Annotated in this window: 16 protein-coding genes and 1 pseudogene; 5 read left to right on the top strand and 12 right to left on the bottom strand. The window is 52.1% G+C overall.

Going from position 1 to position 16383, the window contains the following annotated elements; genetic code table 11:
- Positions 1 to 48: 48 nt before the first annotated feature.
- From PsB1_RS04770 to htpX, 5 genes are all read right to left on the bottom strand, one after another.
- On the bottom strand, positions 49 to 1947 hold the full coding sequence (locus tag PsB1_RS04770; RefSeq protein ID WP_284359417.1) for an SDR family NAD(P)-dependent oxidoreductase: 1899 nt from the start codon (positions 1945 to 1947) through the stop codon (positions 49 to 51).
- Complete coding sequence (locus PsB1_RS04765; protein ID WP_284359416.1) at positions 1944 to 3518, bottom strand: hypothetical protein; 1575 nt, start codon at positions 3516 to 3518, stop codon at positions 1944 to 1946. Before PsB1_RS04765 ends, PsB1_RS04770 begins: the two co-directional genes overlap by 4 nt.
- An 8-nt stretch (positions 3519 to 3526) precedes the next feature.
- Positions 3527 to 4192, bottom strand: a complete 666-nt coding sequence (gene rpe, locus PsB1_RS04760; RefSeq protein ID WP_284359415.1) for a ribulose-phosphate 3-epimerase — start codon at positions 4190 to 4192, stop codon at positions 3527 to 3529.
- A gap of 85 nt (positions 4193 to 4277) precedes the next feature.
- A complete protein-coding gene (locus PsB1_RS04755) occupies positions 4278 to 5618 on the bottom strand; it encodes an RsmB/NOP family class I SAM-dependent RNA methyltransferase (RefSeq protein ID WP_284359414.1) in 1341 nt (446 codons plus the stop codon).
- Between the two features lie 85 nt (positions 5619 to 5703).
- Positions 5704 to 6654 (bottom strand): zinc metalloprotease HtpX, encoded by a 951-nt coding sequence (gene htpX / locus PsB1_RS04750; protein ID WP_320412717.1) that lies wholly within the window; start codon positions 6652 to 6654, stop codon positions 5704 to 5706.
- Between the two features lie 46 nt (positions 6655 to 6700).
- On the opposite strand from htpX, the gene PsB1_RS04745 reads away from it, so the two are divergent.
- A complete protein-coding gene (locus tag PsB1_RS04745; RefSeq protein WP_284359412.1) occupies positions 6701 to 6925 on the top strand; it encodes a DUF1674 domain-containing protein in 225 nt (74 codons plus the stop codon).
- 395 nt (positions 6926 to 7320) lie between these two features.
- A complete protein-coding gene (gene acnA / locus PsB1_RS04740) occupies positions 7321 to 10005 on the top strand; it encodes an aconitate hydratase AcnA (RefSeq protein WP_284359411.1) in 2685 nt (894 codons plus the stop codon).
- A 92-nt stretch (positions 10006 to 10097) separates the two neighbouring features.
- On the opposite strand, the gene PsB1_RS04735 is transcribed toward acnA, so the two are convergent.
- Positions 10098 to 10535, bottom strand: a complete 438-nt coding sequence (locus PsB1_RS04735) for a hypothetical protein (protein WP_284359409.1) — start codon at positions 10533 to 10535, stop codon at positions 10098 to 10100.
- On the opposite strand from PsB1_RS04735, the gene PsB1_RS04730 reads away from it, so the two are divergent.
- The 3 genes from PsB1_RS04730 (at position 10534) to rpoH (ending at position 12829) form a co-directional block, all read left to right on the top strand.
- Complete coding sequence (locus PsB1_RS04730) at positions 10534 to 11319, top strand: vWA domain-containing protein (protein WP_284359408.1); 786 nt, start codon at positions 10534 to 10536, stop codon at positions 11317 to 11319. The two genes, PsB1_RS04735 and PsB1_RS04730, sit on opposite strands and share 2 nt — an antisense overlap.
- Before the next feature lie 114 nt (positions 11320 to 11433).
- The gene (locus tag PsB1_RS04725; RefSeq protein WP_284359407.1) at positions 11434 to 11721 is read left to right on the top strand and encodes a hypothetical protein; all 288 of its coding nucleotides are present in this window, start codon (positions 11434 to 11436) and stop codon (positions 11719 to 11721) included.
- Positions 11722 to 11944: 223 nt separating this feature from the next.
- Positions 11945 to 12829 (top strand): RNA polymerase sigma factor RpoH, encoded by an 885-nt coding sequence (gene rpoH, locus PsB1_RS04720; protein WP_284359405.1) that lies wholly within the window; start codon positions 11945 to 11947, stop codon positions 12827 to 12829.
- Positions 12830 to 13076: 247 nt separating this feature from the next.
- Here the strand turns inward: rpoH and PsB1_RS04715 are convergent, their stop codons facing one another.
- The 6 genes and pseudogenes from PsB1_RS04715 to PsB1_RS04695 all read right to left on the bottom strand — a co-directional run bounded on the left by PsB1_RS04715 (position 13077) and on the right by PsB1_RS04695 (position 16346).
- Positions 13077 to 13631 carry a GNAT family N-acetyltransferase gene (locus PsB1_RS04715; RefSeq protein WP_284359404.1) on the bottom strand — a complete coding sequence of 185 codons (555 nt, stop codon included), beginning with the start codon at positions 13629 to 13631 and terminating at the stop codon, positions 13077 to 13079.
- Positions 13628 to 13969: a GNAT family N-acetyltransferase gene (locus PsB1_RS11920; protein WP_420887880.1), complete on the bottom strand. Its 342-nt coding sequence runs from the start codon at positions 13967 to 13969 to the stop codon at positions 13628 to 13630. The genes PsB1_RS04715 and PsB1_RS11920 overlap by 4 nt, the downstream gene beginning before the upstream one ends.
- 62 nt (positions 13970 to 14031) lie before the next feature.
- Positions 14032 to 14193: a hypothetical protein gene (locus tag PsB1_RS04710; protein ID WP_284359403.1), complete on the bottom strand. Its 162-nt coding sequence runs from the start codon at positions 14191 to 14193 to the stop codon at positions 14032 to 14034.
- A 198-nt stretch (positions 14194 to 14391) separates the two neighbouring features.
- Entirely contained in the window at positions 14392 to 14661 is a 270-nt protein-coding gene (gene rpmA, locus PsB1_RS04705) for a 50S ribosomal protein L27 (protein ID WP_284359402.1), read from the bottom strand.
- A 32-nt stretch (positions 14662 to 14693) separates the two neighbouring features.
- Positions 14694 to 14996, bottom strand: a pseudogene (gene rplU / locus PsB1_RS04700) (50S ribosomal protein L21); the annotation flags it as partial.
- A gap of 417 nt (positions 14997 to 15413) precedes the next feature.
- Positions 15414 to 16346, bottom strand: coding sequence for a DUF2125 domain-containing protein (locus PsB1_RS04695; RefSeq protein WP_284359401.1), 933 nt, complete (start codon positions 16344 to 16346; stop codon positions 15414 to 15416).
- Positions 16347 to 16383: the final 37 nt, after the last annotated feature.

Here is a 16383-nt window from a genome sequence, read left to right as displayed (position 1 = left end):
GTTATTTTTGACCTTAGACATTGAGATAGATCCTTAAGGTAAGCTCAGTTATTCTAGACCAGCCACGTCAATACGTTTTAGGCTCGCCACTTGATTTGCACCGCGTCTGAAATCAGGCAAGATATGCTGCAACCAGGTTAAAGCAGCTGTTTCTTTGTCTTTGCGAGCTGCCTCCAGCACATGATCGATCAATATACGCAGATTGGGGACTGGATCGACTGGGTCATTGGCTAACATCACGCCCTCAATTGAGGTGCTCACCACTTGTTCATAGGTATGAAACAATTGTTCGTGCAAGCGTTCACCTGGACGCAATCCAGTTTCAATGATGGCAACATCACGCCAAGGTTCTTTACCTTTCATACGGATCATGGATTGTGCCAATTCCACAATACGAACAGGCTCACCCATATCGAGTACGAACTGACCACTTGGCAGCTCACCTCTTTGCTCAGCCCCAATCGCTGCGGCTTGCAATACCAAGGAGCTGGCTTCTTCCACTGTCATGAACCAACGTGTCATTTCCGTATGGGTGATGGTTACGGGCCCGCCACGAGCAATCTGACGTTCAAACAGTGGCATCACTGAACCGCTCGACCCCAACACATTTCCAAATCGGACGGAATGGAATGTGCCCTTTGCACGGAGCGAACAGTCACGAACATAAAGCTCAGCAACTCGCTTTGCAGCTCCCATGACATTGACGGGGTTTACCGCCTTGTCAGTCGAAATAAACACAAATGATTCAACATCGACCGCCAGTGCAGCATCGGCAACCACACAGGTGCCACCTAGATTAACCTCTAAGGCTTCGCAAAAATGCCCTTCCATCATCGGGACATGCTTGTTCGCAGCGGCATGAACCACCATATTAGGCCGATACTTTTCAAAAATCGCTTGAATCCGAGGCGCATTTCTGATGTCGCAAAGTCGAGGAACAATATCTATACTAGGATGAAGGGTGCTGATTTCCGAGGATATTTGATATAAATTATTTTCAGATGAATCGATCAAAACAATCCTAGCAGGCCCAAGCTCTGCAATTTGCTTAACAATCTCACTGCCAATTGTCCCGCCAGCACCTGTGACAAGCACTTGCTTGAATCGTACCAGATTCCGCGGTCCGCGCAGATCGAGTTCGCGCCGTGTACGCCCCAAGACATCAGCGGGATGCACAGCCCCCAAACTAGCACCCGAACCCTCAGGAATACGCATCAAAGCAACCCCTTTGTGCGCGGCGATTTTCAAGGCAACTTGGGCGGCCTGACGACCAGGATCACGACCAATTAGTGCGATGCGAACTTCAGAATTTCTTGAAAGTGCATCTGTAACAAGGGGTTCCAAAGCATCAAGGCCACCAAACACCCGTGCCCCTGCAAAGATTTTACCCACTTGGGTTCCAAAAGTGGAGACAATAGCAATGGGGCGGATAGGCAAAGGCCCCGACAAGCGAGCAGCTTGAATTGCTTGTGTAATCGCATCGATGGGACCTACTATAATTGTTGCTGGGGCATTGGGGGCAATCGCACGAAACAAAGCGCCAAGCCCCCCACCCGCAAAAACCCGCGAAAATCCCCGCGCCGCCGCCATCATCAAAAAAGAAATAACAGCCGCTAAAGCAGGGGAGATTCGCGGTACACTGACTTGTGGATCTGCAAAAAACAGCACCGCAACTGTGCCAATTCCAGACGCAGCAACCGCTTGGGAAAGGCGCACCAGATCGTCAGCAGAAGTCCAACGCCAAACAAATTGATTGAGTTTAAATCCAATTAATGCGATCGCCGTCAAGGTGCCATAACTACCAACGGCTAGAATGAACCCCTTATCGCTCGCAGTGGGAAAACCTAAACCATAAGCGATATTAAGAGCCAACCAAAAGCTTAGCATGGACAATAAAATGTCGATGAAATAACCCGTTGAAAATAGCTTAACTTTATGGCGTGTCATGCTTTATCCTCAAGTTGGAGCTCCCACCGCATGTCGATCTCACGGCGCGAGGACTGGTCGCCCAATAAACACATCAACAAATGTTGAGAAATACCCCCTTTACTATAATTTGATAAACCCTCCGCGATAATTTGTAAACTACAAGTTCGAAGCCGCCAAGTCACACCTGAGGGTAATTGAATCAAAGCGCTTTGACCGTCCTTACAGATCACAGTTTGGCAATTTTGGCCCAATAAAAAGTAGCCATAAACCCTTTGTGGAATGCCCCCCCCAGCTTCTGGGAATAAGAGATCTTGAACCTTGATCAAATTGTGGTCTGCTGAAACCGTGATCGTTCGGATGCACGTATAGTGTTGCCCAGCTACATCTACCCGACAACTGACTTCAAGGGTTACATTGTCGTCTTCATCGCGCCGACGACACTGGGGTTTGCTTAGATGGGCAGGACAATCAAATCTTAAGGCTGACCCATATTCATCACCTGTGGTGAATAAAATCTGGCCCTGCCACTCAACCTCAATTAGGGGGCCATGATAGCCTGGGCTGCTACAGCCGCGTGTCCAAATTCTAAGGTCGCCAATTTCTAAAAACCCGATGGAACCAGTCTTTAAAATGGTCGATCGACGCCAGTCATGCGATCCTAAAATCGCTTCAACCAAGCCGCGAAACCCGTGCTGGTTACCGAAAGTGACGAGCGAACCATCACCCCGAGTTAAGGTTGCAATCGCTTGTGCCGCACGTTGAAAAATAGGCTCGATGGCCTCAATCTTAGTCAACATGGCTAAATCTGCAGTCGCAGACAATGTACCCAGAATAGAGCCATCGGCAAACATACCGTCGGGGCAAATCAATTCGTCAATACACCCAACAGCCCCGTCAACCACATCTTGTGCTAGCATACCTGGTGCACAGGCTTGTACCCCAAGTATAGCGCAGGCCCGCATCCATAAAACGCGGCGATTTGTAGGCACAAAGGCAGACCTTAATTGACTTAAAAATCCTCGACCATCTGAACACAGACACCTGACATCTGCGAGAAAAAATGCCCAAATCCTGGCTTGTGAGGCAGGTGTAAGCTGGTGGGATATTGGTAATAGATGTGCCAGCCAATTGAGCACCCGGCGTCCACGACAGATTATATGTTCATTATTGGACAGCCCAACCATATCAAGAGTTAGTCTTGAAAGTGCATTGGGTGTAGCATTGGGATGATTTTCAAACCAGTGAGGCAACCAGGTTTCCACGATCGGAACAAAGTGATCCTCTAAGGTTGAAAGGTCGCGGAGAAATTCAAATGATACCGCCCAAGCTGTGTTGAAGGATGCAGGTACGTGAAATGGACCTTTGACGGGATCAAAATTCCCAAGTCCGGCCCGAACAGGTGCAAGCCCCCTTGCCAGCGCCTCTCCCTCTTCACGGTTTGCCGGCCTGATATCGGTCAGACGATACCAATGGGCAGGGATGACCAATTCTTCATCGCGTTTCCAAGCCGCTTTCACCATATTGCGCCATTCTTGGCCGAACCAAGCAACAAGACTAGTACCACTTAGAGAACTTGGCTGAGTTGACATGACTTGCTTTATGCCACTGCTGCTTTGAGAGCTGCAAGATTGGCAACATAGGCGCTTGGTCCGCCTTTGAAAGCGGCGGTTCCAGCCACCAATGTGTCAGCACCTGCATCAATGCAGGCCCGCGCCGTTTCAGGAGTTACGCCACCATCAACTTCAAGCAAAATCTTGCGGCCCGAACGGTCAATCATCGTGCGCAGTGCCGCGATCTTGGGAAGCTGACTTGGCAAAAACGTCTGTCCGCCAAAACCTGGATTAATACTCATCACCAAAATCAGGTCTACACAGTCAATGACATGTTCAATCGCCGTTTCATGCGTGGACGGATTGAGAACGACGCCGGCCTTTTTGCCCAATTGTGTGATAGTTTGTAGACTGCGGTGCAAATGGGGACCTGCCTCCGGGTGAATTGAGATGATATCCGCACCAGCTTGTGCAAAGGCTTCAAGATAAGGATCGGCCGGTGCTATCATGAGATGGACATCAAATGGCTTATCCGAATAGGACCGAAGCGCCCGAACAACTTGGGGTCCTATGGTTATATTGGGTACAAAATGGCCATCCATCACATCAATATGGATCATATCGGCACCCGCCGTCGTGATGTCTGCAACCTCTTCACCAAGCTTTGCAAAGTCTGCAGATAAAATTGAAGGGCTAATCAGGAGATTTGACATAGAAGTTTGGTTCTCTTTTAGGGAATTTTTGCTCTTCTAGGCATCGACAGCATACTTCTAAGCGCAAGTGCTAGCTTAGCCTCAGTTAAGTTTTATTAAAACGTGCGATAAAAAATCCATCCAAGCCACCCAGCTCCCCCCAATAACTTGGAAATATACGCACATAGCCTTCTTTTGTAATGGCCTGCTCCAGCTTTGGTAGCTCATCTGGTTTGATTGGCGACACCACTAATCCAGACTCTTGAGCTGCTTGAACACCCGATTGCGCTTCTTCTGGTTCAAGTGAGCACACCGCATAAACCAATCGGCCACCGGGCTTTAGAGCCTGTGCGCCAGTCAAGATCAGCTCAGCTTGAGTTTGGGCAAAGCGCGCCACGTGGCTAGGAGTTTTAATCCATAAAGCTTCGGGGTTACGGCGCAAAGTTCCTGTTGCGCTGCAAGGTGCATCCAAAAGCACGGCATCAAAACTTTCTGGCGCGTCAAATTGGCGCGCATCAGCCACCATCAACTGGGCGGTTAGCGCGGTTCGGGCGAGGTTTTCAGCGACCTTATTGATCCGGGCACTATCCACATCCAAAGCCGTTACGCGCGCGCCTGTGGCCGCCAATTGCAGGGTTTTACCCCCGGGGGCCGCACACATATCCAACACAGTTTCACCGCGCTTTGTGGCTAAAAGCTTTGCAGGCAAAGCAGCCGCACCATCTTGCACCCAATAATTGCCCTCGCCCCAGAGTGGCAAAGCCGTCACATCGGAAGGCGTTTCACGCAATCGAATGCTGCCCGTTGGTAATAAATCGCCTCCGACCGCTTTTGCAATGATGGTTCCATCACCTTTGTGACTGAGGTCAAGAGCTGGTTGCTGAGCTAAACTCGATGCAATAGCATCTGCGGTTTCCGCGCCGTAGGCGCTGCGCCAGCGGTTCCACCATAAAGCGGGTACACGTTCACGGTCGTGCGGGCGGGAATAAGGTTCGGTCGCGATGGCACGCAGGACGGCATTCACAAGTCCAGCAAAGCCGCGTCCTGTCGCTTCAAATTTAGCAAGATCTACAGCACGCCCTACCGCGGCATGGGGGGGCGCTAAACCCTCAATCAATTGGGCGGCTCCAACACGTAACAATGCTTTGGCAAAATGAGCGCTATCAGGCAAAGGGCGTGCCAGTTTCGTTGCAAGCACAGCGTCCACAATCCCCAAAGCCCGTAATGTCACCAAGGTAAGGTGTGCCGCAAAGCCGCGGTCACGCCCATCTAAGCCAACAAATGATTGTTCCCTGCGCATCGCCTCTTCCAAAGTCCAGCGCTGGTCAATCACATGGGAAACCATGCACACGGCAGCAAAGCGCGCAGGATCGGGGTTCACCAGCGGAGTTTGACGTTTGGGTTTCCTAAAGCGGTTCCGGTCTGCTGTGGCATTTGGAAGGGGCATGGCAGCGTCCTGCGCGCACAGACCTGCCCGGTCAAGCGCAAATGCCTGTTTGTTGTCCAATCCAACAGTTAGCCATGATTTTGCGCTAACCCCAAGGCCCCTTCTTGCGCGCCCAAGGGCTTTTGGACTGCCGTTGCTGGACCCCAGCCGAGCGAGCTTGATCGTCAATCCCCAAAGCATTTCCCTGCGCATCGCTTGCCACTAGGGCATTGAGCTCTGCCACCCGATTTTGGGTTGCGGGATGGGTTGAGAATAAGTTATCACGCAGCCCACCGGCGAGTGGATTGATGATAAACAAGTGGGCGGTAGCAGGATTGCGCTCCGCATCCTCATTGGGCACATTTCGAGCATAGCGCTCAATCTTTTCCAAGGCCGAAGCTAACCACTTTGGATCGCCGGCAATCTGGGCACCCAACCGATCGGCTTCGTATTCGCGTGAACGGCTAATGGCCATTTGCACAATGCCCGCCGCCATCGGGGCGACTATCATCATCAAAATCATCGCCACAAGATTGGGTCGCTCGCGGTCACCGCCAAAAAACATGGCAAAATTGGCTAGCATTCCGATCGCCCCAGCAATGGTCGCCGTGACCGTCATGGTCAGCGTATCATGACTTTTCACATGGGCGAGTTCGTGAGCCATCACCCCGGCCACCTCTTGGCGTGTTAGGAGTGACAATAGGCCAGTGGTGGCTGCAACCGCCGCATTTTGCGGGTTTCGCCCAGTAGCAAAAGCATTGGGCTGGTCATTGTGGATCACATAAATGCGCGGCACTGGCATATTGGCCTTTTGCGCCATGGTCAACACATCTTGGGCATAGGTCGCAATTGTAGGATCGTGGTCCCCGGGCCCAACTTCAATGGCGTGATAGGCACGCAATATCAGCTTATCTGAATTCCAATAGGAAAAGATGTTCATAGCTGCGGCCAACACAAAAGCAATCGCCATGCCACCGGGCCCCCCGATCACATAGCCAAGGGCCATGAAAAGGCCGGTCAAAGCCGCCAATAAGATAAAGGTCTTGGTCGTATTCATCCTAGGCTCGACTCCATCAAAGCAGGGCCTATATGTAAGGTCTATCATGCCAGAAAAAAGCCATGCTACCCCCCCTTTGCCATCACCTCTACGTGATGAGCTTGCCGCTCAAACCAGCAGCCCTGCTCAACGCGCGCTTGCAGAGGCGCAAGCACGTCAGGAACAAGCCCAACAGAAGCGCGCTTTAGCGCCAGAGTTAAACGGACCTAAAGGGGCAGAGCCAACGCGGTTTGGCGATTGGGAGCGTAAGGGCATCGCTTACGATTTTTGAGGCCAGGACAAGCTAATGTCTTGTCCAAAGGCATGCGGGTGTCATTCATTCTCGATTTGAATGCTCCAAGGCTGGCCTGAACGGTTAACGGCATTGAGGTGCGTGAGGGGTTTCTAGCGACCGCGATGATGATGTCTTTGAACCTACATTATTGGTGCACCTTGAAGCACCAATCCTCACCATGGTCTCAATAGGTGCACCCCACCCTGAACGCAAGCATAGACCTTTAACCATTTAGGCGTTAAAGAAGGAGCGCTACCCTAGTGGGTGGTCACCGCCGGTCGAGACGCCGCTCACTAGCGCGCGACCCTTGCGGGCGAAACCTTTGGTGCTTTTTGCCGCTGGTGAAGGGCCAAAGGGGTCTATCAACTCGCTCGAATAAAGGACGGCTTATCATGCCCTCAGTCAATAGTTTCAATTCACGCCAAACCTTGGGTGTTGGCTCCAAAACCTATGTCTATTATTCTTTAGAAGCCGCCGCCAAGAATGGCTTGGGCGATGTGTCTAAATTGCCGGTGACCTTAAAGATCCTGCTGGAAAATCTGTTGCGCGCCGAAGATGGCGTCACCGTCACCAAGGCCGATATTGAGGCTGTGGCGCGCTGGGTGGACAATAAGGGCAAGACCGAACACGAAATTGCGTTTCGCCCAGCACGGGTTTTGATGCAGGACTTTACCGGCGTTCCCGCTGTCGTGGATCTGGCCGCCATGCGCGATGCGGCTGCGGCCTTGGGTTCTGATCCTGAAAAGGTCAATCCACTGATCCCAGTTGATTTGGTGATCGATCACTCTGTCATGGTCGATTATGCCGGTCAGGGCGACAGCTTTGCCAAGAATGTTGATCTTGAATATGACCGCAATGGTGAGCGCTATGCGTTCTTGCGCTGGGGCCAAAGCGCATTTAAGAATTTCCGTGTGGTACCGCCCGGCACCGGCATCTGCCATCAGGTCAATCTAGAATATCTGGCTCAAACCGTTTGGACCGCCAAGGACGGGAGTGTTGAAATCGCCTATCCTGACAGCGTGGTTGGCACCGATAGCCACACCACCATGATCAATGGTTTGGCGGTTCTGGGTTGGGGTGTCGGCGGGATTGAAGCCGAGGCGGCGATGTTGGGTCAACCCATATCAATGTTGATCCCTGAAGTGGTTGGCTTTCGTCTGGATGGGAAACTGCCAGAGGGTGCTACCGCAACCGATTTGGTGCTGACCGTTACCCAGATGCTGCGCAAAAAAGGTGTGGTCGGCAAATTTGTTGAATTCTTTGGCCCGGGACTTGATTCCATGACATTGGAAGACCGCGCAACCATCGCCAATATGGCACCAGAATATGGCGCGACCTGTGGTTTCTTCCCAGTTGCTGAAGACACAATTACTTTCTTGCGTTCAACCGGGCGTGATGAGGAACGGGTAGCTTTGGTTGAAGCCTATGCCAAAGCCAATATGATGTGGAAGCATGATGCAGGCCTGCCGATTTTCACCGATGAATTGGCCCTTGATCTAAGTAGTGTACAGCCCTCTCTGGCAGGGCCCAAACGCCCACAGGATCGGGTTTTAGTGGCGGATGCGTCTACAGCTTTTAAGTCAGCACTTGAAGGCGAATTTGGCAAAGCAGGCGAAGTGACCAAACGTGTCAGCGTTGAAGGCCACAATCATGACCTTGGCCATGGAGATGTGGTCATAGCCGCCATCACATCTTGCACCAATACTTCCAATCCTTCTGTCTTGATTGCGGCTGGACTGGTTGCCAGTAAAGCGCGCGCACGGGGTCTCACGGTTAAGCCATGGGTTAAGACATCGCTCGCACCAGGATCACAAGTTGTCACTGATTATTTAACCCTATCAGGTCTTCAAGCTGATCTAGATGCCATGGGCTTCAATCTGGTGGGCTATGGCTGTACAACTTGTATTGGTAATTCTGGACCTTTGCCTGAAGCTATTACCAAGGCGATTGTTGCAGGCGATTTGGTTGCTGCCTCTGTATTGTCGGGTAATCGTAATTTCGAAGGGCGGGTTAATCCCGACACACGGGCCAATTATTTGGCGTCCCCGCCCCTAGTGGTGGCATATGCATTGGCTGGATCCATGCAAATCGATCTTACTAAAGACCCTTTAGGCACAGGCTTGAATGGTCAAGCCGTTTATCTCAGGGATATATGGCCTAGCACACGCGAGGTGTCAGCCATTATGCGCGATTTTGTCACACCTGATCTGTTTGCGCGCCGTTATGCCGATGTCTTTAAAGGCGATGCAAACTGGCAGTCGATACAGGTTTCAGGCGGCCAAACATATAATTGGCCTGCACACTCAACTTATGTTGCGAACCCACCTTATTTTGAGGGCATGACCATGACACCCAAACGTGTCACCGACATCTTACAAGCGCGCATCCTCGGCTTATTTGGCGACAGCATCACCACAGATCATATCTCGCCAGCAGGTTCGATCAAAGCCTCAAGCCCTGCCGGTAAATATCTGACCCGAAATGGCGTCAGTGCCATTGACTTTAACTCCTACGGCGCACGTCGCGGTCATCATGAAGTGATGATGCGCGGTACATTTGCCAATATCCGCATCAAGAACCAAATGGTGCCGGGCGTGGAAGGTGGTGTCACCAAACACTGGCCCGATGGCGAGGTGATGCCGATCTATGATGCAGCGATGCTCTATAAGGATGCGGGAACTCCCCTCGTGATTTTTGCGGGCAAGGAATATGGCACAGGCTCCTCGCGGGACTGGGCAGCAAAGGGCACCAATCTTTTGGGTGTGCGCGCGGTCGTAACTGAAAGCTTTGAGCGCATTCACCGCTCTAACCTGATCGGCATGGGCGTATTGCCGTTCCAATTCTGCGATGGCGTCACCTGGGCCAGCCTGAAACTGGTGGGAGATGAGCTTGTGACCATTTATGGCATCAAGGACATCGCGCCGCGCAAAGAAATGGAAATCGAAATCCGCCGTGCCGACGGGACGGTGGTGATTGCGCCCGTGATCAGCCGCATCGATACGGCCAATGAGCTTGATTATTATTTGTCCGGCGGCATCATGCAATTTGTGCTGCGCCAATTGGCGCGCGCTGCCTAGGAAGCTTCTTCCCCCTTTTCTGATGCAGGAAAGGGGGAGTTTCCTTGCAAGAAGTCATTATTCCGACGCAAACCAGCCCTTTTTTTGCTTAATCATGGTTTGATGGTACCCCTATTCTTTTGAGGCACACCCATGCGTCGTCTTTTATTGCTCTCAGCTGCCTTAAGCCTTGCCCTACCGCTGCCGGCAGCAAGCGACACTGTCCAGCCGGATAGTTTCTTAAAAAGGGATGGGGCTGGACTTTGCCGAAACGCACCGGAGCTGATCGCGTTGGCACCGGAAGAGAGCCGCCAGCAAACCCGACCTTCTCGTTGGGGCAGCCGTGACGATAGGGCGTCTTCGGCGCGCAAAGCGCGCGAGGTCGGCGCGCCATCTCCGCTCCCAGCTCCACCGTCGCCACCACTACCTCCTCCATCTCCGCCAGCCCCGCCACTGGTTGGGGAGGTCGCGATCACTGCCAGTCCTTTGGTAGGCGCATCGGACCCTGCTTCAATTGTCGTCTCGGGCGCTCGCAGCGAGGCAAGCGCCATGAGTTCGCCGACCGCTGAGGCCAAGGTAGGCGCCACAGACTCACGGTCGGAAAAGGTACCCAAACCTAGGCCAGAAATTGCACCTCAATCGGGCCAATTAACCGCTGGTGAGCACGATGACTTACTCAATCCTCGTCTTTACCAGCGCTATGTCGACAAGTTTCTGAAAGGCGAAACCCTGCAGGGCGTCCCGAAAGTTGACACGGGCCGCGTCCTCAGCGTCACGGTTCGCGATAAAAACGGCCAGCCCATGCCATTTGCGAAAGTGACCCTTACCTGCGCGGACGGCAATAGTCTCAGCCTCAGCAGACTTGCCAATGGACAAGTGGTGTTCTTCCCAGACCTGGACAGACTGGGTGCATCGATCACAATGACAGCCCAAAGTGGCAATGACGCCAGCCCCATACGGCGCATCAATGTTGCGGACGTTCCCGGTGCACAAAATGTTGCCGTGGAGCTGCGTGGTCAGCGCAAAGAGGTTGACCAATTTGATCTGGCGCTTGTGGTCGACACGACGGGAAGCATGAACGACGAACTGGAATATTTGAAGTCTGAGCTGCGGGCTATCGTTGGTGCCATTTCACAGCGCCACCCGAATTTGGACATTCGTATTGCCTTGATCTTCTATCGCGACAAAGGGGATGACTATGTCACCCGCATCTTTGACTTCATGAAGGACCCCAGCAAGGCTCAAAATTTGGTTGCGGCGCAAAGCGCAGATGGTGGTGGTGACACACCCGAGGCGATGGAAGTGGCGATGAACAGGGCCATGGGCTTGTCCTGACGGCCTGGCGCAATCAAATCACTCCTTCTCGTCGCAGATGCACCTCCGCATGGCGAAGATGTTGCCGCGACGTGGAATGGCGCAGAAGTTGCGCGCGCTAAACGCATTCAAGTGGTGCCGATTGCAGCTTCTGGCGTCGATGATGCGGCTCAATATGTCATGCGGGCCATGGCTGCGGCCACACAGTCCCGCTATTTGTTCCTGACCGATGACAGCGGTATCGGCAATACCCACGCAGAACCAGACGTGGATTGTTACTTGGTAACGCGGTTAGACGCCCTTGTGCGGCGCGTCTTGGACAGTCAAATCTCTGGCCGCCGCATCGAGCCAGAAGACCGCGAAATCCTGCGCTCCGTTGGGACCTACGACAAAGGCCGCTGTGTTTTGCCGCAAGATCTTTAGTTAGAGGTGAAGTACGAAAGGCGGGCGCGTTTGAAGGCTAGGCGATTTTCTGATCGATCTGATTGGGGAACCTTACAAATCATTCATCAGGTCGGGCCTTTATTTTGCCCAACCACACTCCTAAATGAGACTTCGAACGCCGGATAGGGAACCAAAGCCCTTCCCCGACGCTCCTTCAATTGCCAGCATCAAACAAGCGGCGATGATTTTGGGGAGTTCATGCATGACTCGTGCACTAGCGCTGACAGTTGGACCAGAATTAGGTCTGCAAAGATATCTCACCGAGATCCGTAAGTTTCCTATGTTGGATAAGGACGAGGAATATATGCTCGCCAAGCGCTGGCGTGAACATGAGGATACTGGTGCGGCTGAGAAGCTGGTTACCAGCCACTTACGTTTGGTGGCGAAAATGGCAATGGGCTATCGTGGCTATGGATTGCCCGTCGCTGAAGTGATTTCGGAAGGCAATATCGGCCTGATGCAAGCGGTCAAGAAGTTCGACCCTGATAAAGGCTTTAGACTTGCCACTTATGCGATGTGGTGGATCCGCGCCTCCATCCAAGAATATGTCTTACGCTCTTGGTCTTTGGTCAAAATGGGCACCACGGCTGCGCAGAAAAAGCTGTTTTTCAATCTGCGCCGTATGAAGTCCAAAATGCAGGCCATTGAAGAAGGTGATCTAAAGCCTGATCAAGTTGATTATATCGCCAATCAATTGGCCGTGACCAATGATGAAGTGATTTCGATGAACAGGCGTTTATCGGGTCCTGACGCGTCCCTCAATGTTAGAGTTGGCGAAGAAGGTGGCGGTGAATGGCAAGATTGGTTGGCCTCCAGTGATGAGAGCGCCGAAACCGAATATGCTGAGCGTGAGGAGCATGATGAACGTATGGTCTTGCTCAATAAGGCTATGGCTGGACTCAATGCGCGTGAGCAACATATCATCCGTCAACGCCGTTTGCGCGATGACCCGGTGACGCTGGAAGATTTGGCCGATCACTATGGGGTCAGTCGCGAGCGTATTCGCCAGATCGAAGTGCGCGCCTTTGAAAAAATGCAAGCTGCGATTAAAAAAGCCGCTCTCGATAGAGGTTTGATCTCAGCCTAGATCTTGGTTGATTAGATTGATGCAGTTGGTGAGGGATGACAGGCCAACTCTTATCAGATTTGAGTTTATGAAGAACTCATTGTCCATTTAGAGGCTTGGTTGAATGATCAATCCCTTGTGCGCAACCAGTTCAATCATTAGTCCCTTCTATCACCTCCATTTTTCCGGCATTAGATTATACTTTCGATAAAATGAGAGAACATTTCTGGTGTGCTGTGAAGTGTTGGAAGGGCGCCGCAAATCACATTTATGCTGCAGTTATATGGGTACCTATGCGTGGTCTTTCTATAACATAGCTTGTGGTTAAGCCTTTCTGCGTAAAGCCAAGATGGGTCAATGAATCTCCACTTGGGCCATGTGGCATGTGGAGCTTAGCTACAAAGGTGCTGATTCCCAAAAATCGCTGCGCCCATTCAAGAACCCCGCCCAGGGCTTCTACCACCAAGTCAGTACCCCCGTTTTGTTGATCCCAGATCCCAGATCTCCAAATCTCTGACTCCCAAATCTTTGGCAGCATCAAAAAGCGCAGTTCTGCAGCATCTGGTTGTTTGTGGCGTAAGGTGATTTGGCCGATGACCTCACCCGCTTCATTCTCAATCGCCCAGCCATAATCCATGCCTCCTTGTTCAGCTGCGCGGATCATCAAGATCATTGCGCTGGCATGCAACAACCAAAAGTTCAAAGGCTTAGCGCTCAAGCCTGTGGCCCTTTCGATGTGTTGATAGAGAGTTGCCATGACGGCGACATCTTCATGCTCCAATGGGCGCAGTAGCAGGCGATGTGTCAATAACGCTGGCGTCATGGCGTCCGTCTCCTGTCTTGTGATCCACGCGACCGACGCATCAATTTGGTCTTGGACATGTGGCCAGTAGCCAAAACGGGAAACATGCTAGTCGCTGCTTGCATATAGTAACCAAGCTTCTCAAGTACGTGACCGGATTGTGAATTTGTTGTGGCATAGCCCGCGACCAGCTCGTCTGCGCACAAATCTTGGCAGACTGCGCCGATCAAACCAAGGGCCGCTGCAGTGGGATAGCCTTGCCCCCAATAATCAAAGCCAAGCCAATAACCAAGTTCCCAGGCGGGGCTGCCATCCAAGGTCATACGGTCCAGCCAGTGCAGACCCATGGAGTCGATCAGGCCTGAACCCTTTTTTCCAAACCAAACACATAGACTTTACCGCCAGCCCAAAGGTCGGGATGCTAGCTTAGCCATTCTTGGTCATCTTCTTGATGATAAGGGTAAGGCATGCGCAATATATGGGCAGAAACGCGCAAATCATTCGCCAAAATCACCAGACAATCAAGGTCGCCCATCCCCATTGGGCGCATGAGAAAACGGGCAGTATCGATTTGCTGACACATGACAAGTCTCCAAATGGAAACCCGCGCGGGAGTGGTTGACTTAAGGTCAAGATTTGGGTGATTGACCCGATGGCACTAGAAAAACCATCTGAAACGCAAACGGGGAGCCGGTGATCTGGCCCCCCGCGCGTAAAATGGTCTGTTTTGACTGGAATACCCCTCTGTTAGGGAGGCGAGCCGAAATGGTTCAGGACCGCCTTATTCTGCTGCTTCCGCGAACGGGATCACCGACACAAAACATTTGTCATCGCGTTTGCGGGTGAACACCACCTTTCCATTGGCGGTAGCAAACAGTGTATGATCGCGACCAAGGCCAACATTAGTCCCAGCAAAGAATTTGGTGCCGCGCTGCCGCACGAGTATATTGCCCGAAACCACCATTTCGTTGCCGAATTTCTTTACACCAAGTCGCTTGGAGTGCGAGTCGCGACCATTGCGTGACGAGCCGCCGGCTTTCTTATGTGCCATATGATCTGTCTCCTAAACGATGCTTATGTGTTAACAGCAGTGATATGAACGACGCTACCCCATTGTCGGTGGCCATTGCGACGGCGATAGGTTGAGCGACGAGTCTTTTTCATCACCATCACTTTGTCACCCTTGCGGGTTTCGAGCAAAGTCGCAGCAACCGTCGCGCCTGCCACCAAAGGGGCACCTACGTTGACGCCAGCTTCACCACCGACCATCAGCACATCGCTAAAAGTAATGGTGCTGCCTGCTTCGCCTTCGAGTTTTTCAATCACAAGCTTGTCGCCTGCAGCGACTTTATATTGCTTGCCGCCAGTTTTGATCACCGCGAACATCGCGCTGTTCCTTGATATGGGGCGAACGGACCAAACCTTGGATGGAAAGGGGTTCGCGAAAAAAGAAAGACGCCCGCCATGACAGCGCGCGCTCGGATGGGCGTCCTTAAAGTCGAGCGCGCACGAAGTCAATTGATAATGCTGATGTTCGAACGTGCAATCGGCAAGCTACGCCACTCAATAGTGATGGTAAAGCGCTTTAAATCAAAACTAGATTGGAGTGACCCCTCAGTTAAGTGGTGCCAGCTCCACCCTAATGCGCAGGTCCCAACAACTTGGGAGTAAACAACGACGCTTATCCTACTCCGCCTGCTGGTTCCGCTTGCTGGGGAGGTGTCTCAGGGGGGCTTGCTGCATCGCCTTACTAAACAAAGAAATGCCAACAAGGTTTTCAATCCCATTGGTCAGCGCAAGAAACTAATCAAAAGCTTTGGGCAGGCGTGAAACCTTATAGCCCAACAGGTCAATCCACCCATCCACAATGCGCACTTCAATCGGGGTTTCCAGTCCATGTAAGCTAAGACCTTCGGGCTTAAGCGCCCCGGTGCCGCGTATCTGGCCTTGCCAATCACCAGATGGATTGAGTGATACAATTCCACCCCCATGTGTTAGGCTGACAGGTCCCCAAACCAATTCTGCAGCCATCAAGGTAAAATTGCCTTGGGCATCGGCCCAACGTTTCGCCGATTTTAACAAGGTTTGCCCCTGACTGATGGGGCCAGCCAAGCGGATACGGGTGATGCGATCCCCAAGCAAACGAGCTTGGCCGTTTGGGGCTTGGCTCAAAACCATATCAGCCATTTCCAATGACATAGCCAAACGATTTGAATCTTTGGGGTCTGCGATCACATGCATCGCACTAGGGCCAACTTGCCAAACGAAACTGGAAGCTGCACCCGATTTGAAAGCTGCATCAACGCCTTTGAGGTCTTTAAACGTCACTGACAAGCGGGCGACTTGGCGGTCGCGCAGACGAAGGCTGGCCCTCAGATCTGTAGCGAAGAGGAGATGGCGTGATCCCTTGGGGGTGATGAGGGTGGGATCAAGTGCACCCTCCAACACCCATAGGTTCAGATTAAATGGTGAAGCAGCCACAACAAAGCGCGAAGCCTCAAAGCCGAAGCCGACAGGTGATGCCAGCTTTAAATCCTTGAAGCGCATCTCAAAGCGATAGGGAAATCCTGTAACCCTGATTGAACTGGTTGGTTGATTTGGCATTGCTTTGGCGCAAGTTGCTTTAATCGCCCGTGCCGTTTGAACCCAATAAATGGAATAGCCTGCTAGAACCAAAGCACCCAAGCCAAGCGGAATCACTAAGCCAGCCAGCGAAGTCGATCGGCTTTTAGACATTTACCACCACCATCGTCATCTTCGTCCGCACCTTCAT

The organism is Candidatus Phycosocius spiralis (assembly GCF_030158815.1).
In the GTDB taxonomy this organism is placed as follows: domain Bacteria; phylum Pseudomonadota; class Alphaproteobacteria; order Caulobacterales; family Aquidulcibacteraceae; genus Aquidulcibacter; species Aquidulcibacter spiralis.
This window is presented reverse-complemented; position numbering and strand designations above follow the sequence as displayed.